Below are 23,239 nucleotides of genomic sequence, written 5' to 3' on the forward strand. Positions count from 1 at the left end.
ACGCTTATGATGATGTATTTTCAATCACCATGGCAAGTCCTTGACCTACGCCAATACACAAGCTGACCACAGCATATTTTTTGTTACGGCGTATCAGTTCACGTGCCGTGGTGAGGGCAAGGCGGGCACCAGATGCGCCTAGCGGATGACCAATAGCGATCGCACCACCATTCGGGTTAACACGTGGGTCATTGAAATCAATATTTAGACCTTTGAGACAAGAGAGCACTTGTGAAGCAAACGCTTCATTAATTTCAATAATATCTATGTCATCGAGGGTCAAACCTGCACGCGCTACGGCTTTTTTAATCGCTTCAATTGGACCTGCGCCCATGATGCGTGGTTCAATTCCTGCGGCTGCACCTGACAATATTCTTGCCATAGATTTTAAACCATATTTTTGACCTGCTTCTTTTGAGCCAATAAGTAATGCGGCTGCACCATCATTAATACCAGAAGCATTACCTGCGGTCACGACACCACCTTCAAATAGAGTTTTTAATTTGGAAAGTGCTTCAAAGGTAGAGCTAGGGCGAGGGTGCTCATCTTCTAAAACAAGCTTTGGTGGTAATTTTTTACCCTGAGAAACTTCAATTGGTGTAATTTCACCTGCGAAGAAGCCTTCTTCTTTCGCTTTTTGATATTTGGCTTGAGATTGAGCGGCGAACAAATCTGCCTGTTCACGTGTAATACCAAATTCAACAGCCACATTATCACCTGTTTCAGGCATAGAGTGACCACCATACTGCTCAATAATTTTTTTATTCGGAAAACGTGTCCCAATCGTGGTGTCATAAATTTTGGCATCTCGACTATAAGCACTTTCTGCTTTACCCATCACAAAAGGTGCACGTGTCATACTTTCTACACCACCCGCAATATATAAATCACCTTCACCACAAGTAATAGCACGGGCAGAATCAATTACTGCACCCAAACCACTGGCACATAAACGATTAACCGTTTGCCCGGGTACCGTCACCGGTAATCCCGCTAAAAGTATGGCCATACGGGCTATATTACGGCTATCTTCACCAGCTTGATTAGTATCCCCTAAAATTACATCTTCAATATCTGCCCCAGGTACACCGGTTTTTTCTAATAATTTACGGATAACATCAGCGGCCAAATCATCTGGACGTACCGATGCGAGCTCACCTGCATGGCGACCTATTGGACTACGAAGACCATCATAAATATAAGCATTTAACATTGATAAATTCCTTTTTAATCCTTTGCGGTGAAAGTAAGCGGTAGATTTAAAGCAACGCGACGCTGCAGCCATGGGCTAGGACGGTAGCGGGAATCGTGCGTCAGTGTCGCCATGCGGTTTAGTGTAAGTAGGACTTTTTGGCCTCCTACATGGTCACCCCATTCAATTGGTCCGAATGGATAACCCAAACCAAGTCGAACAGCAGCATTAATATCGTCTACAGTGGCAATATTTTGTTGTGCAATATCACAGCCTAAGTTGATGACCATTGATAAAACACGCTGGCCTACAAAACCGATACTTTCTGCAATGACGCTCACCATATTTCCATCCAGATTGAATATAGAATGAGCAGCTTGGCGGTATGCCGTTTTTGTCACCAGTGATGGCATCAATGTTCGGTGTTTACCGATCCCATACAGCATATCAATGGCAACTGCTTGTTCTGGTGATACCTTAAGGCGTTTGGATGCATGAGTCGTATCTTCCCCATAGCAGGCAAGTAAACATAAGCTATCTGGCTGTGGTTGTTCGCCTGTATCCACAGCAATATTCTGGGCAATTAAATAGTCTTCAAGTTGTTTATGGTCTTCTGGAAAATCTGCTGCAATCCAGACTTTTGGATATTCCTTTAAACGTTCAACAGATTGAGCAGGTTGCTCTCCGACTTTTGCACCCGTTTCATAGTTATAAAAGCCATGATTCACCTTGCGTCCTAATTGTTTGCCATCAAGCATCTGTTTGGTGAGTGGACTTGGTTTATAGCGAATTTCTTCATAATATTGATGATAAATCGACTCCATAACTGGATGGGAAACATCAAGACCAGTGAGATCCATGAGCTCAAATGGTCCCATTCTGAAACCCACGCCTTCACGTAAAATTCGGTCAATTTCACTAAAGTGACAAACGTTTTCATTCAATATTTTAAGGGCTTCTGTACCATAACCTCGTCCAGCATGGTTAATAATAAAGCCAGGTGTATCCTTGGCGACCACAGGACGATGGCCCATTTTACGAGAGAGTTGATTAAGTACATCAACAATGTTTGGATCAGTTTTTAAGCCCTGAATCACCTCAACCACTTTCATGAGAGGAACTGGGTTAAAGAAGTGATAACCAACGACACGCTCTGGCTTACTACAGTTTGCAGCAATTGCAGTGATCGAAAGAGAGGATGTATTCGAAGCTAGAATTGTATTGTCAGAGATAATACTTTCGAGTTGCTGCATTAAACTTTGTTTGATGTCTAGACGCTCGATAATTGCTTCAACAATTAAGTCACAGGCTTTGAGATCTTCAAGTTGCTGGGCAATGACTAAATGATTATTCGCAGCTTGCGCTTGTTCTGCCGAAATTTTGTTTTTTTCGACGAGTTTTTCAAATGTTTGAGCCAGTTTTTCCTTGGCTTGTTGAGCCGCACCTTCTTTTGCATCGTATAAATAGGTGGTGTGGCCTGATTGGGCAGCAATCTGGGCAATGCCGCTTCCCATGGTTCCAACACCAATGATACCGATGGTCTGAATATCGTAGCGCATGTTTATCGTCCTAAAGATTTTCACTCTATTTCATTGTTTCGTTGTTATTGCTTTAAATCACTTACCTTGGTAATTCGGTTTCCTTTTTTCAATAAAAGACTGAATACCTTCGTTTTTATCCTCGGTTGAAAAGAGTAGTTGGAAAGACTTTCGTTCTAAAGCCAATCCAGCATTAAGTGGTACATCTTCACTCATCAAGGCAACTTCTTTGATTTGTCGCAAAGCAATTGGTGGCATCTTCGCGAGACTCTGTGCCATTTTAATCGCTGTTGGAATAGTCTGATCATCTTCGGTCACTTGGGAAACCAGCCCAATGGTGTAGGCTTCTTCGGCAGGAACCATTGCGCCTGTCATAATCATCCGCATGGCATGAAATTTACCCACAGCGCGGAATAATCGCTGTGTTCCACCAGCACCAGGCATTAAGCCAACTTTGATTTCTGGTTGACCGAAGATTGCACCTTTACCTGCGATAATAATGTCAGCATGCATCGCCAGCTCACAACCGCCACCCAAGGCATATCCGTTGACCGCTGCGATGACAGGTTTAGGGCACTGTGCAATGGCATTCCAATAACGCTCCGTATGCCGCAATAGCATTTCTGTCGAAGTTGCTGTAGACATTTCCTTTAAATCTGCTCCCGCAGCAAATACCTCATCTCCACCAGTGAGTACCACAGCATTGATCTCATCATTGAAACTTAATTCAATGAAAATCTGTGCCAACTCCTTACGAAGCTCACTATTTAGAGCATTTTTAGCCTCAGGCCGATTAATCTGAACCACAGCAACTTTAGGGATAGCGTAATCAATTTCAATGAAATTGTTCCCTGTTTTAGTATTCATTTTTATATCCTTTATTTCGCATAACAAAACTATATTTCTTTAATAATGCTTATTTTGGAACTTATTTCAAGTATTTTTTATTGAAATCCTATAAACAAAATTTTCTTTAGTTCGTAAGTTATTGAAAAATAATAGTGCAACAATAATAAATTTCGTTAAACGAAATTTATTATCAAAAAAGCTTGAAATTTTGGTTTTTATTCTCGTACTATGAAACACAACAACACTAAACAAGACTGAAAACGTAGCATCTGAAGGTGTAAGCACTGATGGGTGAGTACGAGGAAAATGAAATAAAAAGGGAGATCACTGATGATCCGTGATGAAGGGATGTTAGAACAACTGCTCACAACGATTCGCAATTTCGTAAAAAATGAATTAATCCCCCGTGAGCATGAAGTCGCTGAAACCGATAAAATTCCTGATGACATCGTGCAACAAATGCGTGAACTTGGTTTATTCGGGCTTACTATCCCTGAACAATATGGTGGTTTAGGTATCACTATGGAGGAAGAGGTGAATGTTGCTTTTGAACTTGGTCATACTTCACCTGCTTTTCGTTCACTGATCGGCACCAATAATGGAATCGGTTCAAGTGCGATTTTGATTGATGGTACTGAAGAGCAAAAACAAAAATATCTTCCACGTTACGCTAGTGGTGAAATTATTGGCTCATTTTGTTTGACAGAACCAGAAGCAGGCTCGGATGCAGCGTCATTAAAAACATCGGCTGTAAAAGACGGTGATTTTTATATTCTTAATGGCACTAAGCGTTTTATTACCAATGCACCTCATGCTGCAACGTTTACGGTGATGGCGCGAACTAATCCGCAAATTAAAGGGTCAGGCGGTATTTCAGCATTTTTAGTAGAAGCCAATACCCCAGGAATCACCCTCGGCAAAATTGATCAAAAAATGGGGCAAAAAGGCTCCCATACCTGTGATGTGATTTTTGAAAATTGCCGTATCCCGACTTCTGCATTGATTGGTGGAGTTGAAGGCGTAGGGTTTAAGACAGCGATGAAAGTTTTAGATAAAGGTCGCCTACATATCGGGGCATACAGCGTCGGTGTTGCGGAACGTATGTTGGATGATGCGCTTAACTATGCGATTGAACGTAAACAATTTGGTCAACCGATTGCTAACTTTCAGTTAATTCAAGCCATGCTTGCTGACTCAAAAGCTGAAATCTACGCAGCTAAATGCATGGTGATCGATGCAGCACGACGTCGTGATAATGGCGAGAACATTAGTACGGAAGCTTCATGCGCCAAAATGTTTGCGACTGAAATGTGTGGTCGAGTCGCAGATCGTTGCGTCCAGATTCATGGCGGGGCGGGATATATTAGCGAATATTCAATTGAGCGTTTCTATAGAGATGTACGTTTGTTCCGTCTATACGAAGGTACGACTCAAGTTCAACAACTCATCATCGCAAAAAATATGATTAAAGAAATAACAGGCTAATACGAATAACAAAAGGGGCAAGGATAGATGCCCTAATTTAAGACATTGAGGATGTGAATATGACAACCGACGTACTTAACTCAGCACAGATGAATGAGGCGATCCAAACACCTAAACGTGTTTGGATGACGGCATTCATTTTTTGTTTTTTTGTTCTACTTTGTGATGGCGCTGATCTCGGGATTTTGGCGTTTACATTAACCAGTTTAAAGGCTGAATTTGGACTAACCAGTGTTCAGGCTGGTGCTTTAGGAAGTTGGTCAATTCTAGGAATGGCGATTGGTGGACTTTTTGGCGGGTGGGCAAGTGACCGATTTGGGCGTGTTCGTATTATTGTTATTGCGACAGCATTGTTTGCCATACTCTCAGCGTGTACAGGCTTTGCTCAATCTTATGAACAAGTGGCAATTCTGAGATTTTTTACCTGTCTTGGTTTAGGTTCGTTATACATCACTTGTAATACATTAATGTCTGAACTTGTACCGACCAAATACCGTACAACGATTTTGGCAACATTAATGACGGGCTTTACCTTAGGTTCACTTACGATTACGGGGCTATCGGGTTGGATCGTTCCTGAATACGGCTGGAGAATGCTGTATTTTATTACGATTGTACCCATTATTCTGGCTGTTTTAATGTGGATATTGGTGCCAGAACCTGAATCATGGAAACAATCTCGTGCTTTAAAGCTCACTAAAGCAGACTCAACCAATACAAAAAAATCTGTAAATCCTTATATTGCATTATTTAAAGATAAACAACACGGCAAGATGTTGATGCTATGGTCATTCAGCTCTGGTTTTCTATTGTTTGGTTATTTCGGTGTCAGTAACTGGCTGCCTTCTTATCTGGAAGCAGAATTGGGAATTAAGTTTAAAGAAATGGCCGTTTATATGGTGGGTACTTTCTTGACCATGATGTTTGCAAAAGTGGTTGCGGGCTTTGTTGCGGATCGTATTGGACGTCGTACAGTATTTGCTTTCGGCACCATGGGAACCGCACTTTTTATTCCTATCGTTGTATATATGCATACTGCTGAAAATATTGGCTGGTTGATGCTGATTTTCGGTTTCCTTTATGGGATCCCATATGCAATTAATGCAACCTATCTAACAGAAAGTTTTCCAACCTCGATTCGTGGTACAGCAGTAGGTGGCGCTTTTAACATTGGTCGTATTGGGGCAGTGTTTGCACCTGTTGCAATTGGATATTTAGCACTAAATGGCTCGATTGGTGCAGGCTTGCTATTGATGGGCGCTGCATATTTTCTAGCGGGTTTGATTCCAACATTATTCATTAAAGATCGTCTCTATGATCCTCAGAAAGCTGAATAATGGGAAAGAGGAGATGGGAAATGGTGAATAAGATTACGAATAATATTGAGCCGATACTCAAGACAATTCCTGACGGTGCGACAATTATGACCAGTGGTTTTGGTGTGACAGGTCAACCGACGCAACTGATTGAAGCCCTGATTGATCTGGGTAAAAAAGACTTAGTCATTATAAATAATAATGCTTCATCTGGCCCAGAAGGACTCACGAAACTGTTCTTGGCTGGATGTGTCAGAAAACTTATTAGTTCCTTTCCCAAATCTGCCAGCTCAACCGTTTTTCCTGATTTATATCGTGCCGGAAAAATTGACCTGGAATTGGTTCCTCAAGGTAATCTCGCATGTCGGATTCAAGCTGCAGGTGCAGGTTTAGGTGCAGTATTCACACCCACAGGTTATGGAACAAAAATTGCCGAGGGTAAAGAAACCAGAACCATTAATGGTAAAAATTATGTACTTGAATATCCGCTTGACGCTGATTTCGCTTTGATTTATGCGGATAAAGCGGATCGTTGGGGGAATTTAACTTACCGTAAAGCTGCCCGAAACTTTGGCCCAATCATGGCAAAGGCAGCTAAAACAACGATTGCTCAAGTCAATGAAACAGTAGAGCTGGGCAGTCTCGATCCTGAATGCATTATTACACCGGGAATTTTTGTACAGCATATTGTAAAGGTAGGAGATATCACATGACAGTTCAAAAACGTTCTCGTGAAGATATCGCAAAAATTATTGCTCACGATATTCCTGACGGTGCTTATGTCAATCTGGGTATCGGTTTGCCAACCAATGTCGCCAAATATCTACCAAAAGATAGGGAAATATTTTTACATTCAGAAAATGGTGTCTTGGCTTTTGGTCCGCCACCACAACCTGATGAAGAAGATCCCGATTTAGTAAATGCAGGAAAGGAGTTGATTACTTTACTTGATGGTGGTTGCTTCATGCATCATGGTGATTCCTTTGACATTATGCGCGGTGGTCATCTGGACATTTGTGTAATTGGAGCATTTCAGGTTGCGGTAAATGGTGATTTGGCTAACTGGCATACAGGCAAAGTCGATGATGTGCCTGCTGTTGGAGGGGCGATGGATTTGGCCGTGGGTGCTAAAAAAATCTATGTTTACATGGAGCATCTAACCAAACACGGAGAGCCAAAAGTTGTCTCGGAACTTACTTATCCCATTACGGGTGAATGCTGTGTAGACCGGATTTATACCGATTTATGCATTATCGATTTGAAAGATCAAAATGCTTATGTCACCGAAATTGCTCCGGGACTAAGTTTTAAGGAATTACAAAAAATGACAGGCTGTTTGCTCACTGACTCACGCACAGTCTAGGTATAAGAAACGCTCAAAAGGATTAACAGATGAAAAAGATTATTTTAGCTGCAGCTTGTGCTGCGGTATCAGGGACTGTTTTTGCAAACTCTACGCTAAATACAGAACAGCGGATTAATCTATTAGAAGCAGAGTTACAAAAATTAAAAGTTGAACTTGCAAACCAAAAAGAGGCGCAAACGAATTTGCAAGTTAAACAAGAGAAAATCCAACAGGACGTAGAAAAAGAAAAAATAATAACGAATGTAGAGAAACCAATTGCACCATCTTGGATTACATGGACAGACAATGTGAAGGTCTATGGGATTGCACGTATGGATGCCACGGTTGATTTTAAATCATCTCCAGATAGCGGCGGACGCACAACCAGCGCATTATTTCGTACACCTTTCGAAAATGATAAACGTTCCAATCACACACGTTCAGATGTCGGGATGACAGCCAGTCGCTTAGGGGTATATTTTAATAATCCGAGCAAGACAGTAACAGGGAATCTTGAAGCAGACTTCTTTGATAGTAGCAATATGGGACAGGGTGATGGAAAGTTCCGTATCCGCCAAGCCTTCTTCAATTATAAAGATTGGACTTTTGGTCAAACTTGGTCATTGATGTCTAATATGGAGACACGTACAGAGTCGGTGGATTATACCCAGTTCGTTGGGACGTCTTATACACGTACTCCACAGATGCGCTATAACTGGAATATTGATGCGAACCATAACCTAAAAGTCGCTTTCGAGCATACAGGGTCACGTGTTTCTGCTTTCCCATCACTTACTGGAAAATACACATTTAAAGATGGCCCTTGGTTGGCAATTGCTCAGGGTTTCGTAAATGAAAAATCAGTAGATGTAGCGACGGATACCGTAAAAAAGGTGAGCTGGGGAGCAGGTGCGGGCGTAAAATACCAAGTTGATCCTAAGCAATCAATTCAAGCAAATTACCAACATATTGTGGGTGACCAGAAGTTTATGTCCTATACCTCTCAAAGTGGATTGGCAAATGCTGGCAGTCTAAATGCTGCAGGGGATTTTTCTCTAAATGAAGAAAAAGACGATTTGCTCATGAATAAGTTAAACAGCATAAATCTTGGTTATTCATACAAATTTAATAAACAATGGCGCGCGAACTTATCAGCTTCAATGTTTGAATATGATTCAACAGCCTACTCAAAACTCAACCCAGATACTAATAAACGTCTCACAGATTATGCAGCGAATGTTTTTTATTCGCCGGATGAGCAAATGGATTTTGGTGTAGAGTACCATCAAGGTAAGCGTGAAGTGTTTGATGGTAGAACCGCGGATGTGTCGCGTATTAACTTCGTATCGATGTATAAATTCTAATAGAGCATCATAAATGATGGACAAAACAGTTCGACCTCCGACCGAAGATATCTTGTCAAAAGGCTTTATTTTTATCATGGCCATGACATGTGGTATTTGTGCGGGGTCAAACTATTACAATCAACCCTTAATTTATTCTATTGCTCAGGCACTTCATGTAAGCGCAGAGCAGGTTGCTTTTACCATTGTTATTGGTCAGCTGTCTTATGCAGCTGGCCTTTTTATTTTAGTGCCGTTGGGAGACCTTTTTGAGAAGCGAAGCTATATCTGTTTACTGATGTGTTTTACTGGTTTATCCCAAATCTGCTTATCTCTTAGCCCCAATTTATCTACTTTATATAGTTTCACTTTTTTAGCTGCTTTTTTTTCTATCGCAACTCAAGTTTTGGTGCCATTTGCAGCAGGATTGGCTAGTCCTAAAAAAAGCCCCCACGTCGTAAGTATGCTGATGAGCGGTTTATTCTTAGGCATACTGTTGGCGAGATCAATTGCTGGTCTATTATCCACACTTTGGTCATGGCATGCGGTTTATCTGTTAAGTGGAGGGCTTATTTTGGCATGTGCCATAATGATGTGGTTAAAACTCCCCGTGAGTCGCAACACCCATCACATGACTTTGATACAGATTTATCGTTCTTTATTTACTTTGGCCACTCACCAACCTCATTTACTCAGGCGTGGTCTGGCTGGAGGAATCGGCTTTGGAATCCTGGCACTCATTTTTACGACGATGACATTTATTCTCGCCAATGCACCCTACCATTTTAATGATTTTCAAATTGGTCTATTTGGTATTGTCGGGCTGGCAGGGGTATTTGCGACACATTGGGCAGGAAAGCAAATCGCTGCACAACATGAAAATAAAGTTGCACTAGTTTGTATGTGCTTATTGATCTTGGCTTGGATTCCCTTATTTTTTGCTCAATATTCACTGTTTGCTTATGCACTTGGCGTGATAATGGCTTACTTTGGGTTATCCGCTATCCATGTTTTAAATCAGAATTTGATTTACCGAATCTCTGTTCAGGCCCGTTCTCGTATTAACTCAATTTATATGACTTTATATTTTGCTGGCGCAGCATCAGGCTCATTTATTGCAGTTTATGCATGGAAACACTGGGGATGGGAAGGGTGTGCCATGATTGGTTTAGGCATGGCCACCATTAGTTTTGTCATAGATCGAATTGATTTCATCATGATGAAAAACAAAGCTGAAATCAGCTCGTACCTATAAGTACTCGATCATTTACTTTCGATGAATGACCATGAGGGTTGCTGAAGCAAAGGCATAGACTTTTCCTTCGCGGTCAATGATTTTCCCTTCTGTAGTTATAATATTGCGTCCAGCATTGATAAGCTCGGCTTGTGCATAATAAATCATGTTGACTTGCATAGGACGAATCATTTTTACATTTAGGTCAATAGTACCGTAATTAACATCAGCATCAAGTAGGCTATGTGCTGCACTTCCCGTTACAGTATCTAAGACGGTGGCATAAAATCCGCCATGTACGCCGCCCTGAATGTTCATGTGTTCAGGACCTGGTCGCACCTCGTAAGTGGCTTTACCTATAGAAACTTCGATTAATTTCATAGGAATAGTATGGGCCATAGGTGAGGCAGGAACTTCTCCATTTTTTAATGCGGTTAAGAATTCAAGACCTGTGTAATTCGAGCCATGCATAAATCATCCTTTGATTGTTATGAATAAAATCACCATATTATAATTCAATATAATGAAATAAAATTTTGTAATACAAAATATATCACAATAGATTTGATTCAAAGTTTATTTTTTAAAAATAAGTTAAATTACTGTATTAATTTATTTTTATGGATTTAATTTGTCTTTTTTATATAAAATTACACGGAATTAATGAAAATTAATTTTGCAATATGAAATTTATTTGATATTTTTAGATGACTGAAATAATAAAAGTTCATTCAAGGAAAAATTTATATCTGCTTACCCTCAGTAAACAGATGCGAGAGATGAAAGGAAAAAACAATGCCTCTATATAAAGCCCCGTTACGTGATATGCAATTTGTCTTACATGAACTGTTGCAAACAGAAAAAACGTATCAATCTCTACCTGATTATCAGGAGACCATAAGTCGAGAATTGATTGATCAATATTTAGAGGCTGCCGCGGATTTTTGTGAAAATGAGCTATCACCCATCAACCACAGCGGTGATCAAGAGGGATGTCATTTAAACCAAGGCGTCGTAACAACGCCCGCGGGTTTTAAAGAGGCGTATCACAAATATGCTGAACTTGGTTTTACCTCACTGACCGCGGCCCCTGAATATGGCGGCCAAGGACTGCCAACTTTATTACGTATCGTAATTTCAGAAATGTTATGCAGTTCAAATTGGGCTTGGGCGATGTATCCAGGTTTATCTCATGGTGCAATGCGAACGATTGAACATCATGGAACCGAGCAACAAAAACAAAAATTTCTCCCTCATCTTATTAAGGGTATCTGGACAGGAACCATGTGTTTAACAGAATCACATGCTGGCTCAGATCTCGGGATTATTCGAACAAAGGCCGAGCCTAACCCGGATGGAAGCTATGCAATTACGGGCGAGAAAATTTTCATTTCAGCGGGTGAGCATGATCTTTCTGAAAACATTATTCATATCGTACTTGCAAGATTGCCAAATGCACCATCAGGTACAAAAGGAATTTCACTGTTTATCGTTCCAAAATTTAATGTAGATGATGCTGGAAATCTACAGGATCGAAATCACGTGGTATGTACTTCTATCGAGCATAAAATGGGCATCCACGGTAATGCAACATGTGTATTGAATTTTGACGGTGCAAAAGGATATTTAATTGGTCCTGAAAATCGTGGGCTGAATTGTATGTTTACGTTCATGAACACAGCTCGAATTGGTACAGCTATGCAAGGTTTAGCCGCTTCTGAGATAGCTTTTCAAGGCGCGTTGAACTATGCCAAAGAACGTCTGGCAATGCGTTCTCTGTCAGGTGCCAAATGCACAGAAAAAAATGCTGATCCGATCATCGTTCATCCAGCGGTGCGTTCCATGTTGATGACCCAAAAAGCATTTTCGGAAGGTGGACGTGCGCTTGCTTATCTTCTCGCTGAGCATGTTGATCGGGTGGAAAAATCTGATGATCTGACCCAGAAAAAGTATTCAGATGAACTATTGGCTTTCCTGACCCCGATTGCTAAAGCATTTTTAACTGAATCTGGCAATGAGTCTGCTAAGCATGGTGTACAAGTTTTTGGTGGTCATGGGTTTATTGTTGAACACGGTATGGAGCAAATCATTCGAGATGCTCGTATCTCGACTTTGTACGAAGGCACTACCGAGATCCAGTCACTCGATTTATTGGCGCGTAAAGTTCTCAAATCTGAAGGCAAATTATTAAAAAATATGACCAGTTTGATTGAGCAATTTATTCAGGACCATCACAACAATGCTGAATTGAAGCCATATCTTGACAAACTGGCTCAGCTCAAACAACGCTGGTTATCGCTCACGGATCATATTGCAAAAAGAGCTAAGAAAAACCCAGAAGAGATTGGTGCTGCTTCAGTAGATTATCTCTATTTCTCAAGCTATACCGTATTTGCTTATCTTTGGACGCGTATGGCACAAGTTGCACTCGATAAACTGAAAGCAGGATCGCAAGACGAGAAGTTCTATAAGGCGAAGCTGAGTACAGCCAAGTTTTTCTATCAAAAATTGCTACACCGTACCGAGGCCCATGCGGCGGCAATTGAAACAGGTGCCGAATCGGTGATGGAACTCGAAGAAGATGCTTTTGCTTTCTAATGTTTAGCGGATCTGAACGACGGTGGACAGACTCAAAAACAAGGCAAACCTCGTTTGCCTTGTTTCTTTCAGACTGATGGCTCTTTCGGAAAAATAGTTAAGTAGGGATATAAAATGAGTTTAAGAACTGTGGTAGCGGCGACAGAATGGGAAGCACGTTGTCAACTGGCGGCTTTATATCGATTAATTGCCTATTATCGGATGACTGATTTAATCGATACACATATTAGCTTGCGTGTACCAGACGAAAAGGGACATTTTCTGATTAATCATTATGGTATTCCTTTTGAAAAAATACGGGCATCCGATTTGGTTAAAATTGATGAGGAAGGCCAAATCGTTGAAGAATACGATGCAGGTAAACAGGTCAACGTTGCGGGTTTTGTGATTCATTCTGCCTTGCACGCAGCACGATCAGATGTGCATTGTGTGATTCATACGCATACCGCTGATGGGATTGCCGTTTCAGCACAAAAGCATGGTTTATTACCAATATCTCAACACGCATTAAAGTTTTATAACAAAGTGAGCTATCACGATTATGAAGGAGTTGCATTACTGACCGAAGAAAGAAACCGCTTGGTTCAGGACATGGCCGACAATCGTGTCATGATTTTGAGAAATCATGGTTTACTTGCCGTTGGTGATAGTATTCAACGTGCTTTTCATGAGATTTATTTCCTTGAACGCGCTTGTCAGGCACAAATCAAAGCACTTGCAGGAGGAGGAGAGTTAAATTACCCCTCAGAAGCCGTTTGTGTGCATACCGCAAAACAGTTTGAGTCAAAGGCCATTGAGCAAATTATTTTAAATGCTTGGCAGGCAGCTTTATCTCTAATTGAACAGCAACGTGAGGAATACTGCTCATGATTGTGATTTCAACCACTGTTCCAAAAATCCAAAAATGGCTAGAAGATGCCTTTGCAAAGTATGCACCTAACGAATCCTATTGCTTGGCGCATAGTGCAGAAGCATTACATGCCACCACTGCTGTTTCTTGGTTCCCCGATTTAGATTATCTGGAGACTTTGCCTCAACTTAAACTGATTCATTCGATGGCAGCAGGTGTTGAACATCTAAATCTGGAGAGAATTGGTCAGCGTTATCAAGTCTGCCGAGTTGTGGATCAGCTTCATCAAAAAGGAATGTTTGACTATTTACAATGGGGTGTCCTTTATTATCAGCGTTTCTTTGATCAGGCCTTTGAGCAAAAAAAGCAACTACGATGGCGGCAGTATCCTCAACGTAGTGGTGCTGAGATAAAGATCGGAATTATGGGGTTGGGGCAAATGGGAGGATATATTAGTCAACGATTTGCTGCATTGGGCTATCAAGTATCAGGTTGGTCACGTAGTCTTAAGTCCCTAGAGAATGTACAGTGTTTTGCAGGCGACTCAGACTTTGGTGCTTTCCTCAGTCAGGCAGAAATTTTGATTAACTTGTTACCCCTAACGGAAAGTAACCGAGGGATTTTATCTCGGGATTTATTTGACCAGTTACCCGAACGAGCGTGCGTCATTAATTGTGGTCGTGGTCAACATTTGGTCGAGCAAGATTTAATTGATTACCTAGATTCGGGACATTTGCGTGGCGCAATTCTGGATGTGTTTAGCCATGAACCTTTGGCGGTAGAAAGCCCACTTTGGCAGCATCATAAAATTGTAGTCACACCGCATGTTGCCTCCCACGCACCATGGTCTGTTGTAGTGGAACAGATTTTAGAAAATGATAGACGGATTAAACAGGGGCGAAATTTGCTCAATCCAATAGATACAACTAAAGGTTATTGATGATATCCGCTTCGAAAGATTCAATCCCCAAAAGGACATTATCCCGTATGACTTACGGGATAATGTCTGACTTAAAGTAAAGTTTAGAGGTTATGAAGCACGTTGTTTTTGTAGACTGAACGCTAACTCATCCCAACGTTGCATCGCTGTTTGCATGGCTTGGGTTTTAATATGACCAAAACCACGTACTTCTACAGGTAGTTTGGCAATTTCTTCAGCCACAGCAAGGTCATAACGTTCAGGGGCAGCAACCAATCTTTCAACAAATGCGATATAACGATCACGCCAAGCTTGTTCACGTCTGCGTTCTTCATGACGTGCAAATGGATCGAGGAAGGTTTCCCGAAGCAACTGCAAACGTGCAAGTAACATCATTGGGAAACGAATCCAGTATCCGAAAGCACGCTTACGAATATTTTGATCAGCACCTAAAGTCGGTGGAGCAAGATGGTAAGTTAAGCGTAAACCTTTACCAAAATGGGTTTCAATCGACTCTTTGAATTTTTTACCGGTTAAAAGACGAGCGACTTCATATTCATCTTTATAAGCCATCACACGATACAGTTGTGTGGCAATGGTCGCGGTCAATTCTTCTGGTAATGCTTTCAATGCTTGTTCAACTAAACGACGATACTTCATCGCATAGGCTTCATTCCAATAGTCAACCAAACGTGCTGAACGATCCTCGATTAATTCAGCCAATGTTTCAGGTTTTTTAGTTTTTTGCATGGCTGCAAGCAATCGTGGCGCTAAACTTGGATCACTGGCAAGATGGCACCCAACTCGGAAAGCTTCGAGATTCTTTTCTACGGCAGTGCCATTGAGTTGAATCGCTTTTTCAATGCTTTGACGTAATAGCGGTATACGACCTGATTGCCATGCCATACCAAGTAATAGTTGATTGGTAAAGATTGCATCGCCCAGTACTAAAGTTGCGATACGTGTCGCAGATAGTGATACTAGTGTGCCTTTGCGGGTACGACCACGTAGACGATCAACTAAGTCACTGATAGGCGCATACCAGTCACGAGAGTCAATAAAGTCTGATGTCGGTGAAGCATCTTCATTCACAATCACCACCGCATTTTCTTTTAAGCGAGAAAGTGCAGCACCACTACCGGCAACCACAGCATCTGCACCGATTAAAAGATCACATTGACCCGCTGGAATCTTGGTTGAAGAAATATGCTCATCTGAATTTGCGACTTGGATATAGGAATAAACCGTACCGCCTTTTTGAGCCAGTCCAGCCATATCCATCACACGTGTTGCTTTACCTTCAAGATGTGCTGCCATACCGAGTAGGGCACCAATCGTCACCACACCTGTACCACCAACACCACCTACCATAATACGATTTGGTACATCATCAAGTACTGGAATGATTGGTGTTTCAGGCCAACCTGCAGCAATACCTTCAAATTTTTCAGGACGTTTCATGTCGCGGGTATGTACCGTGACAAAACTTGGACAGAAACCGTCAACACAAGAAAAATCTTTGTTACACGTGCTTTGATTAATCTGGCGTTTTGGTCCTAATGCAGTTTCTACAGTTTCAATGGATAAACAATTCGATTTTTTAGAACAATCACCACAGCTTTCACATATATCCGTATTGATATAGATACGTTCTGCTGGATCAGGATAGGCATCACGTTTACGGCGACGACGTTTTTCGCTGGCACAAGTTTGTACGTAAATTAAAGCAGTAACACCTGACGTTTCGCGTAATTGACGTTGAATCGCATCCAATTCATTTCGATGATGAATTTCTACATTTGCTGCAATTCCTTCTTCTGCATGAATCAGTTCAGGTTCATCCGTCACAATGACTTGTTTTTTTATCCCTTCCGCTGCTAACTGGCGGGTTAATTGAGCGACACTCAAGTGACCATCGACATGTTGTCCACCTGTCATGGCAACCGCATCGTTATAAAGGATTTTGTAAGTAATATTCACTTTAGCGGCGATCGCTTGGCGAATGGCAAGATAACCTGAATGGAAATAGGTCCCATCACCAAGATTTGCAAATATATGTTTTTCATTGGTGAAAGGAGATGCACCAACCCAACTCACACCTTCACCGCCCATCTGAGAGAAGGTTTCTGTGCCGCGATCAAGTGAAACCGCAATATAGTGACAACCAATACCACCAAGCGCACGACTTCCTTCAGGAAGGACGGTTGAGGTGTTGTGTGGGCAACCGCTACAGAAATAAGGTTTGCGCTCTGCGAGATCAGTTACACCGTGAGACGCTTGTTCTGCTTTAAGTAATAAGTCTGCTTTATTTTGAATTTGTGTTCTTAACGCTTCTGGTAAATCAAGGCCTAAGAATCGAGTTGCAAGCATTTTAGCAATCGGTTCAGGCTGGAATTCATAATGTCCAATGAGTGGTGCTTCTTCAACTGAGGTACTCCATTCACCTTTTCCATCACAGGCTTTACCAATGACTCGAGGACGTTGATCATCTGGGAGGGAATAGAGCTCATCTTTGATCTGTGCTTCAAGGATCGGTCGTTTTTCTTCGACCACGATCAGCTCTTGTAAGCCTTGTGCAAATTCACGGATACCTTGAGGTTCTAACGGCCAAATCAATTCAACTTGATAAACACGTAATCCGAGTTGTTCGGCTGTTTCACCTTCAATGCCTAATATACGCAATGCTTCAATAGTATCTAAATAACTCTTACCACTTGCAACGATACCCACACGAGCATTTTCGCATGACCACGTTTCACGATTCAGTTTGTTGGCACGTGCATAGGCCAGAACAGCAGGTAGGCGATATTTATAGAGACGTTCTTCTTGTTGTATCCCATGATCTGGCCAACGGATATTGACACCACCATCAGGAAATTCGATATCTTCTGGAATAATTGGCGTTACGCGGTCTAAACCAACTTTAACTGATGCCGAGGTTTCAACAATTTCACTTACCAATTTCATTGAGGTCCATACGCCTGCAAAACGAGACATGGCAACAGCGTGAACACCAAGATCTAAAATATGTTGAACAGATGTTGGATAGAAAATAGGAATACCGCAACCAATCATGACATGTTCGGATTGATGCGGAACTGTAGAAGACTTACAGGAATGATCATCACCAAACAGGGCAACAACGCCGCCGTGTTCGGCTGTACCTGCGAGATTGGCATGGCGTAGGACGTCACCAGAACGATCGACACCAGGACCTTTGCCATACCACCACGAAGTCACACCATCATATTTCCCTTGTCCTGCAAGGTTGGCCTGTTGGGTCCCCCAAATGGCGGTAGCGGCTAAATCCTCATTTACTCCCGGCTGAAAAACCACATGATGATCTTTCAGTAAACCGCCTATTTGCCAAAGGAAGCTGTCGTAATTACCTACAGGTGAACCACGATATCCTGAAATAAAACCTGCAGTTTGGTAACCTTTTAAAGTATCCCGACGTGTTTGGGCAAGTGGTAAACGAACCAATGCCTGTATACCCGTCATATATGCAGTACCGTCATCACTTATATATTTATCGTCAAGTGATACATCCTTTGTAGCAATCATTCTTGGAGTAAATTTTGTCGCTATATTCATTTATGTCTCCTTAGTATTGTGGTCGTTCGTGCGACTTTCTTTTCTCAACATCCGAGTTGAAGTTTGGAGCAATTGACATACAAAAAATTAAAATGGGCTTAGCGTCTAAAAGAGAGGGCTGGCTCAAATGTATGTACATATTTACCATTGTGGTTGATCTAATCTGGTGCAACAATGCGTAATTTAGGAAAAGATATTTACGTTATGCGCAAAAATCACGAGGGTGGACTGTTGCATGCCATGCATGCTTTCCTGAAAGTGATTGACAGTGGAAGTTTTACAGCAGCAGCAGAACAAATGGATTTGACCACGGCACAGGTGTCACGTCTGATCAGCGAATTAGAAACGCGTTTGGGTGTTAAGTTGTTGCAACGTTCGACTCGACAACACTCATTGACCGATATTGGGGCGACCTATGCGGAACGCTGTCGTCAAGTGATTTCAATCATTGAAGAAGCTGAAGCCGAAGCGACAGGTACAGCAACCAAACCCAAAGGTCGGTTACGAATCTTGAGTATGGCAAGTTTCGGTCATTATTATGTTGCGCCTGTCATGGCAGAATTCTGCCAAACTTATCCAGATTTGACGGTTGAATATCGCACGTCTCAAAATGCACCTGACCTTTTAGCCAAAGGGATTGATGTCAGTTTGTATTTAACGGAGTCTTTGACCGATTCAAGATTTGTTGCTCGTCGAATCGGCACTATTTTTTCTGTGTTATGTGCTTCACCTACTTACTTGCAAAAACATGGCATTCCTCAGTCACCAGATGAGTTACATGAACATGCGTGTTTGCGGTTGGTGAATCCATCCATCACACCACAATGGCATCTTGTCAGTGAAAATAGCTGTTCTTATCAAATAGACATTTCAGGTCAGTTAATTGCCGATACGCCTGAACTTTTATTAGATATGGTACAACAAGATATGGGGATTGCATTGTTGCCTATGTTTGCTGTGATTGATGCGGTTCGGGCGGGACATTTATGTCACATTTTGCCAACTTGGCGCTCTCCCGATATTGGGGTTTATACCTTATTGCCATCACGACACTTTATTGATGCCAAAACACGTGCGTGGTTAAATTGGGTCGAGCAATATATTGCACCCAAGATAGAGGCCGACACTTCTTATTTTTATCAATTGACCCATAGTGAACAGGACATTCAAAATATAAAATAACTGTAATAACTCATTCAAAATAATAATTTTTTAAATGCTCCTTCAAATCGAATTTGCGGAGCATTTAGGATCGCTGAATTTATTTATGCACAATGTTGCTGCAGATAGGTATTTGCATAGTTCGATAAATTTTTTCGGTTCAATGTCTGATTGATATTTTGGCTTGCCAACATCAACTTCTCTAAATTAATGCCTGTTTCATATCCAATATGAGACAGTAAATAATACAAATCCTCAGTCGCGACATTACCTGATGAACCTTTGGCATAAGGACAACCACCCAGTCCAGCAAGAGAAGAATCAAAGACTCGAATACCTTGCTGTAAAGACTGATAGATATTGGCGATTGCCATCCCATAGGTATTATGAAAATGTCCTGCCAAAATCTTGCTGTCCAATTCTGCTAAGCATGCTTGCCAAACTTTTTGCACTCGATCTGGTGTCGCTGTCCCAATGGTTTCACCCAATGAAATCTCATAACAACCCATGTCATGCAGCCGTTTGACGACATTCACGACTTGTTTGGGATCAATTGCACCTTCATAAGGACAGTCCACCATACAAGATACATAACCACGTACTCGGACATTATTTAATTTCGCTGCTTGAAAAATCTCAGAGAATCGCTCTAGGCTTTCTTCTATCGAACAATTGATATTCTTTCGGGTAAAGCTCTCAGAAGCCGCGGTAAAAACCGCAACCTCTTTACATCCTACGGATAGGGCAGCTTCGAAGCCTTTAAGATTTGGCGTGAGCAAGCTCAAATTTAAATCATCGCGTTGTGGCAACAATTTAAATAACTCATCGCTCTGTGCCATTTGTGGCACCCATTTGGCTGATACACATGAACCAACTTCAATTGACTTCAAACCTGCATCAATTAAATCATTGATGAAGCTCAATCGTTGTTCAATGCTTAAAGCTTGTTTCTCGTTTTGCAAACCATCACGAGGCCCAACTTCCACAATCTTTACATAGTCACTCATGCAACTTCCTCCTCAGCAGCTTGGAAGTCCACAAGTTCATCGCCAGCTTTGACCTGATCGCCGACTTGGAAATAAGCATCTAAAATCACACCATCTTTTGGAGCACGAATGGTGTATTCCATTTTCATCGCTTCTAGGGTTAAAAGCACATCATCTTTTTTCACGGTGTGGTTTGCACCCACCAGTAATTGTGTCACTACACCTGGCATCGGTGCTTTGAGGTGTCCTTGCTCAGATTGACCATCCGTTTGATTATAATCTTGACGCAAATAGCTAAACTTATAACTTTGTCCAGCGTTGAACAGGGTAATACCTTGCGCACCTCGATTAAAGGCGAGTTTTTGCTTAATCCCACCAATTTGAATATTAGCACTATGCTGATCAGTCAATTGACCTGTGATGTGGTAGTTTTGACCGTTAAATTCTGCATTAAATCCTTGTTCAGCAGCAGAAAATTTAATCTGAATATCTTGGTTTAGATAATTCAATTTAATGCTGTGCTGATAAGCGACATTACTACGCCATAAGGGTTGCGCCAACCACAGTTGTTTTTGACCTGATTTGTTGTTTTGCATTTGGCTTAGAAACTCAATAAATGCAGTCGCAACAACAAACTCAGGTTTTATATTCGCTGGGCTAAACAAGAACTGTTCTTCACGCTGGATCAGATTAGTGTCCAACTTTGCTTGTTTAAATGAATCACACTGTACAATCTTTTGCAAAAAGGCAATGTTATTGCCTAAACCATCGACATGGAATTGACTAAGCGCGTGTTGCATTTGAATCAAAGCAGCTTCACGGTTTTTACCCCATACGATCAATTTGGCGATCATTGGATCATAGAAGGTGGTAATTTCATCGCCTTCAACAATGCCACTGTCTACACGCACATATTGGTTTTGCGTTGGGTAGCGTAGATAGTCAATTTTACCAATCGCAGGTAAAAAGCCTTTTTCTGGTTCTTCGGCATAAATACGTGCTTCGAGGGCGTGCCCGTGAATTTTTAATTCATGTTGTAATTTTGGTAAAGGCTCGCCATACGCAACACGTAATTGCCATTCAACTAAATCTTCACCTGTAATCATTTCAGTCACAGGATGTTCGACTTGTAAGCGTGTGTTCATTTCCATGAAATACGCCGTACCGTCTTGTTCAACAATAAACTCAACCGTACCTGCACCAACATAATCTACAGCACGTGCAGCATCAATTGCAGCTTGACGCATTGCATCGAGCTTTTCGCTTGGCATTTGTGGAGCAGGGGCTTCCTCTAGTACTTTTTGATGACGACGTTGAACAGAACAATCCCGTTCAAATAAATGTACATAGTTGCCATGCGTGTCGCCAAATACTTGTACTTCGATATGACGTGGTTGAATCACATAACGTTCAATCAGTACATCATCATTACCAAAACTCGATTTGGCTTCACGTTTACAAGATGCAAGAGAATGTAGGAAATCTTCACTACGCTCCACCAGACTCATGCCTTTACCACCACCGCCAGCACTGGCTTTGATGAGTACAGGATAGCCAATACGATCTGCTTGCTGTTTTAAAAATTCAGCATCTTGGTTGGTTCCGTGATAACCCGGCGTTAAAGGTACACCCGCTTTTTCCATCAAAGCTTTAGAGGTTGCTTTTAAGCCCATCGCTAAAATGGCATCAACAGGTGGCCCGATAAAGCAAATATTGTGCTGCTGGCAAGCTAAAGCAAATTGATCATTTTCCGAAAGAAAACCATAACCAGGATGAATCGCTTGGCTTCCCGTATCAATCGCCGCTTGAATAATACGATCAGCTTGTAAATAACTTTGTATTGCAGGAGATTGACCAATATAAATCGCTTCATCAGCAAGTTTAACGTGTTGGGCATGAGCGTCTGCATCTGAATAAACCGCAACCGTTGCAATACCTAATTTTTTGGCAGTACGAATCACACGGCAAGCAATCTCACCACGGTTCGCAATTAAAATCTTTTCAAACATGTTGATCATCCTTAATTGTTGTTATTGGAATTTGAAGTCCACGCAGGGGCTTGCTTACTTAAGAAAGCAGTTAAGCCTTCTTTTGCCTCACTGCCTTGACGGACTTGTGCGATGTGTTGAGCAGTTTGTCGAAGTAATTCATTATTCATACTTTGATTGCTGACCATTTGAATCAGTTGCTTAGATGCTGCTTGAGCATGTGGTCCACCCAGCAGTAAAGCATCAATAATCTCTTGAACTTTTTTATCTAAATCTTCTGCATCCGCAATTTCATGTGCCAAGCCGATTTGTTTTGCTTCATGCGCTGAGATACGTTCAGCAGTTAAAAAATAGCGTGAAGCTTGTCTAGCCCCAATCGCACGAATTACATATGGGCTAATCGTAGAAGGGGCAAGACCTAATCGAACCTCAGAGGTTGCAAATTTGGCATCGGTACTGGCAATGCAAATATCACATGCAGATGCCAAACCCATACCACCACCAAAAGCAATGCCATGAACACGTGCAATCGTTGGCTGTTTTAAGGCTGCAAGTGCTTCAAGCATCTGTGCGAGTTTTAAAGCATCGGCTTCATTTTCTTCTGTAGAAGCTTGACCCGCTTGTTTCATCCAATTTAGGTCTGCACCCGCTGAAAAGCTTTTGCCACGACCTGCTAAAACCACAACTCGAATATTGTCACGGGTAGCAAGTTGCTTAAAACAAGTATGCAATTCTTCAATCACCGTTGTATTGAAGGCATTGTGTAGCTCAGGGCGATTCAGCCACACATATGCCACTTGATCATGCTGTTCCAGTTGTAAAAATTGATAGCTCATAAACA

General features: G+C 41.6%; 18 protein-coding genes. 10 read left to right on the forward strand and 8 right to left on the reverse strand.

Features of this window, described 5'->3' with window-relative positions; genetic code table 11:
* Window positions 1-4: 4 nt before the first annotated feature.
* Genes DK207_RS11685 through DK207_RS11695 form a run of 3 tightly spaced genes read right to left on the reverse strand, consistent with a single transcriptional unit; the run spans window position 5 to window position 3,597 of the window.
* A complete protein-coding gene (locus tag DK207_RS11685; protein ID WP_109441333.1) occupies window positions 5-1,213 on the reverse strand; it encodes a 3-oxoadipyl-CoA thiolase in 1,209 nt (402 codons plus the stop codon).
* A 14-nt stretch (window positions 1,214-1,227) separates the two neighbouring features.
* Window positions 1,228-2,751: a 3-hydroxyacyl-CoA dehydrogenase gene (locus DK207_RS11690; RefSeq protein WP_109441334.1), complete on the reverse strand. Its 1,524-nt coding sequence runs from the start codon at window positions 2,749-2,751 to the stop codon at window positions 1,228-1,230.
* 57 nt (window positions 2,752-2,808) lie between these two features.
* On the reverse strand, window positions 2,809-3,597 hold the full coding sequence (locus DK207_RS11695) for an enoyl-CoA hydratase (RefSeq protein WP_109441335.1): 789 nt from the start codon (window positions 3,595-3,597) through the stop codon (window positions 2,809-2,811).
* 312 nt (window positions 3,598-3,909) lie between these two features.
* On the opposite strand from DK207_RS11695, the gene DK207_RS11700 reads away from it, so the two are divergent.
* Genes DK207_RS11700 through DK207_RS11725 form a run of 6 tightly spaced genes read left to right on the forward strand, consistent with a single transcriptional unit; the run spans window position 3,910 to window position 10,323 of the window.
* The gene (locus tag DK207_RS11700; protein WP_109441336.1) at window positions 3,910-5,064 is read left to right on the forward strand and encodes an acyl-CoA dehydrogenase family protein; all 1,155 of its coding nucleotides are present in this window, start codon (window positions 3,910-3,912) and stop codon (window positions 5,062-5,064) included.
* A gap of 59 nt (window positions 5,065-5,123) precedes the next feature.
* Window positions 5,124-6,401 (forward strand): MFS transporter, encoded by a 1,278-nt coding sequence (locus DK207_RS11705; RefSeq protein WP_109441337.1) that lies wholly within the window; start codon window positions 5,124-5,126, stop codon window positions 6,399-6,401.
* A gap of 20 nt (window positions 6,402-6,421) precedes the next feature.
* Window positions 6,422-7,093: a 3-oxoacid CoA-transferase subunit A gene (locus tag DK207_RS11710; protein WP_109441338.1), complete on the forward strand. Its 672-nt coding sequence runs from the start codon at window positions 6,422-6,424 to the stop codon at window positions 7,091-7,093.
* Window positions 7,090-7,743 (forward strand): 3-oxoacid CoA-transferase subunit B, encoded by a 654-nt coding sequence (locus tag DK207_RS11715; protein WP_109441339.1) that lies wholly within the window; start codon window positions 7,090-7,092, stop codon window positions 7,741-7,743. The genes DK207_RS11710 and DK207_RS11715 overlap by 4 nt, the downstream gene beginning before the upstream one ends.
* A 29-nt stretch (window positions 7,744-7,772) precedes the next feature.
* Window positions 7,773-9,089: an outer membrane trimeric porin-like protein DcaP gene (gene dcaP / locus DK207_RS11720; RefSeq protein ID WP_109441340.1), complete on the forward strand. Its 1,317-nt coding sequence runs from the start codon at window positions 7,773-7,775 to the stop codon at window positions 9,087-9,089.
* A 16-nt stretch (window positions 9,090-9,105) separates the two neighbouring features.
* Window positions 9,106-10,323 carry an MFS transporter gene (locus tag DK207_RS11725; protein WP_109441366.1) on the forward strand — a complete coding sequence of 406 codons (1,218 nt, stop codon included), beginning with the start codon at window positions 9,106-9,108 and terminating at the stop codon, window positions 10,321-10,323.
* 12 nt (window positions 10,324-10,335) lie between these two features.
* Here the strand turns inward: DK207_RS11725 and DK207_RS11730 are convergent, their stop codons facing one another.
* A complete protein-coding gene (locus tag DK207_RS11730) occupies window positions 10,336-10,773 on the reverse strand; it encodes a PaaI family thioesterase (RefSeq protein ID WP_109441341.1) in 438 nt (145 codons plus the stop codon).
* Window positions 10,774-11,097: 324 nt separating this feature from the next.
* Here DK207_RS11730 and DK207_RS11735 point away from each other — a divergent pair, with 324 nt between their 5' ends.
* The 3 genes from DK207_RS11735 to DK207_RS11745 all read left to right on the forward strand — a co-directional run bounded on the left by DK207_RS11735 (window position 11,098) and on the right by DK207_RS11745 (window position 14,690).
* Window positions 11,098-12,900, forward strand: a complete 1,803-nt coding sequence (locus DK207_RS11735; protein ID WP_109441342.1) for an acyl-CoA dehydrogenase C-terminal domain-containing protein — start codon at window positions 11,098-11,100, stop codon at window positions 12,898-12,900.
* Window positions 12,901-13,014: 114 nt separating this feature from the next.
* The gene (locus DK207_RS11740) at window positions 13,015-13,770 is read left to right on the forward strand and encodes a class II aldolase/adducin family protein (protein ID WP_109441343.1); all 756 of its coding nucleotides are present in this window, start codon (window positions 13,015-13,017) and stop codon (window positions 13,768-13,770) included.
* Entirely contained in the window at window positions 13,767-14,690 is a 924-nt protein-coding gene (locus tag DK207_RS11745) for a 2-hydroxyacid dehydrogenase (RefSeq protein WP_109441344.1), read from the forward strand. The genes DK207_RS11740 and DK207_RS11745 overlap by 4 nt, the downstream gene beginning before the upstream one ends.
* Before the next feature lie 90 nt (window positions 14,691-14,780).
* Here the strand turns inward: DK207_RS11745 and DK207_RS11750 are convergent, their stop codons facing one another.
* A complete protein-coding gene (locus tag DK207_RS11750) occupies window positions 14,781-18,263 on the reverse strand; it encodes an indolepyruvate ferredoxin oxidoreductase family protein (protein ID WP_109441345.1) in 3,483 nt (1,160 codons plus the stop codon).
* A 204-nt stretch (window positions 18,264-18,467) separates the two neighbouring features.
* Here DK207_RS11750 and DK207_RS11755 point away from each other — a divergent pair, with 204 nt between their 5' ends.
* Entirely contained in the window at window positions 18,468-19,445 is a 978-nt protein-coding gene (locus DK207_RS11755) for a LysR family transcriptional regulator (RefSeq protein ID WP_109441367.1), read from the forward strand.
* An 83-nt stretch (window positions 19,446-19,528) separates the two neighbouring features.
* Here DK207_RS11755 and DK207_RS11760 read toward each other — a convergent pair whose 3' ends face one another.
* The 3 genes from DK207_RS11760 to DK207_RS11770 are packed head-to-tail and all read right to left on the reverse strand — an operon-like array spanning window position 19,529 to window position 23,234.
* Window positions 19,529-20,431: a hydroxymethylglutaryl-CoA lyase gene (locus tag DK207_RS11760; RefSeq protein WP_109441346.1), complete on the reverse strand. Its 903-nt coding sequence runs from the start codon at window positions 20,429-20,431 to the stop codon at window positions 19,529-19,531.
* Window positions 20,428-22,419 (reverse strand): acetyl/propionyl/methylcrotonyl-CoA carboxylase subunit alpha, encoded by a 1,992-nt coding sequence (locus DK207_RS11765; RefSeq protein WP_109441347.1) that lies wholly within the window; start codon window positions 22,417-22,419, stop codon window positions 20,428-20,430. The genes DK207_RS11760 and DK207_RS11765 overlap by 4 nt, the downstream gene beginning before the upstream one ends.
* 11 nt (window positions 22,420-22,430) lie before the next feature.
* The gene (locus DK207_RS11770) at window positions 22,431-23,234 is read right to left on the reverse strand and encodes an enoyl-CoA hydratase/isomerase family protein (RefSeq protein WP_109441348.1); all 804 of its coding nucleotides are present in this window, start codon (window positions 23,232-23,234) and stop codon (window positions 22,431-22,433) included.
* Between the last annotated feature and the right edge of the window lie 5 nt (window positions 23,235-23,239).

Origin of the sequence: Acinetobacter haemolyticus, assembly GCF_900406815.1 — a bacterium.
GTDB lineage: Bacteria > Pseudomonadota > Gammaproteobacteria > Pseudomonadales > Moraxellaceae > Acinetobacter > Acinetobacter haemolyticus_A.

Bases quoted from the DNA above. Each gene is read 5' to 3' on its own strand.
- DK207_RS11685 (WP_109441333.1), bottom strand. From the start codon at position 1,213: ATGTTAAATGCTTATATTTATGATGGTCTTCGTAGTCCAATAGGTCGC.
- DK207_RS11690 (WP_109441334.1), bottom strand. From the start codon at position 2,751: ATGCGCTACGATATTCAGACCATCGGTATCATTGGTGTTGGAACCATG.
- DK207_RS11695 (WP_109441335.1), bottom strand. From the start codon at position 3,597: ATGAATACTAAAACAGGGAACAATTTCATTGAAATTGATTACGCTATC.
- DK207_RS11700 (WP_109441336.1), top strand. From the start codon at position 3,910: ATGATCCGTGATGAAGGGATGTTAGAACAACTGCTCACAACGATTCGC.
- DK207_RS11705 (WP_109441337.1), top strand. From the start codon at position 5,124: ATGACAACCGACGTACTTAACTCAGCACAGATGAATGAGGCGATCCAA.
- DK207_RS11710 (WP_109441338.1), top strand. From the start codon at position 6,422: ATGGTGAATAAGATTACGAATAATATTGAGCCGATACTCAAGACAATT.
- DK207_RS11715 (WP_109441339.1), top strand. From the start codon at position 7,090: ATGACAGTTCAAAAACGTTCTCGTGAAGATATCGCAAAAATTATTGCT.
- dcaP (WP_109441340.1), top strand. From the start codon at position 7,773: ATGAAAAAGATTATTTTAGCTGCAGCTTGTGCTGCGGTATCAGGGACT.
- DK207_RS11725 (WP_109441366.1), top strand. From the start codon at position 9,106: ATGGACAAAACAGTTCGACCTCCGACCGAAGATATCTTGTCAAAAGGC.
- DK207_RS11730 (WP_109441341.1), bottom strand. From the start codon at position 10,773: ATGCATGGCTCGAATTACACAGGTCTTGAATTCTTAACCGCATTAAAA.
- DK207_RS11735 (WP_109441342.1), top strand. From the start codon at position 11,098: ATGCCTCTATATAAAGCCCCGTTACGTGATATGCAATTTGTCTTACAT.
- DK207_RS11740 (WP_109441343.1), top strand. From the start codon at position 13,015: ATGAGTTTAAGAACTGTGGTAGCGGCGACAGAATGGGAAGCACGTTGT.
- DK207_RS11745 (WP_109441344.1), top strand. From the start codon at position 13,767: ATGATTGTGATTTCAACCACTGTTCCAAAAATCCAAAAATGGCTAGAA.
- DK207_RS11750 (WP_109441345.1), bottom strand. From the start codon at position 18,263: ATGAATATAGCGACAAAATTTACTCCAAGAATGATTGCTACAAAGGAT.
- DK207_RS11755 (WP_109441367.1), top strand. From the start codon at position 18,468: ATGCGCAAAAATCACGAGGGTGGACTGTTGCATGCCATGCATGCTTTC.
- DK207_RS11760 (WP_109441346.1), bottom strand. From the start codon at position 20,431: ATGAGTGACTATGTAAAGATTGTGGAAGTTGGGCCTCGTGATGGTTTG.
- DK207_RS11765 (WP_109441347.1), bottom strand. From the start codon at position 22,419: ATGTTTGAAAAGATTTTAATTGCGAACCGTGGTGAGATTGCTTGCCGT.
- DK207_RS11770 (WP_109441348.1), bottom strand. From the start codon at position 23,234: ATGAGCTATCAATTTTTACAACTGGAACAGCATGATCAAGTGGCATAT.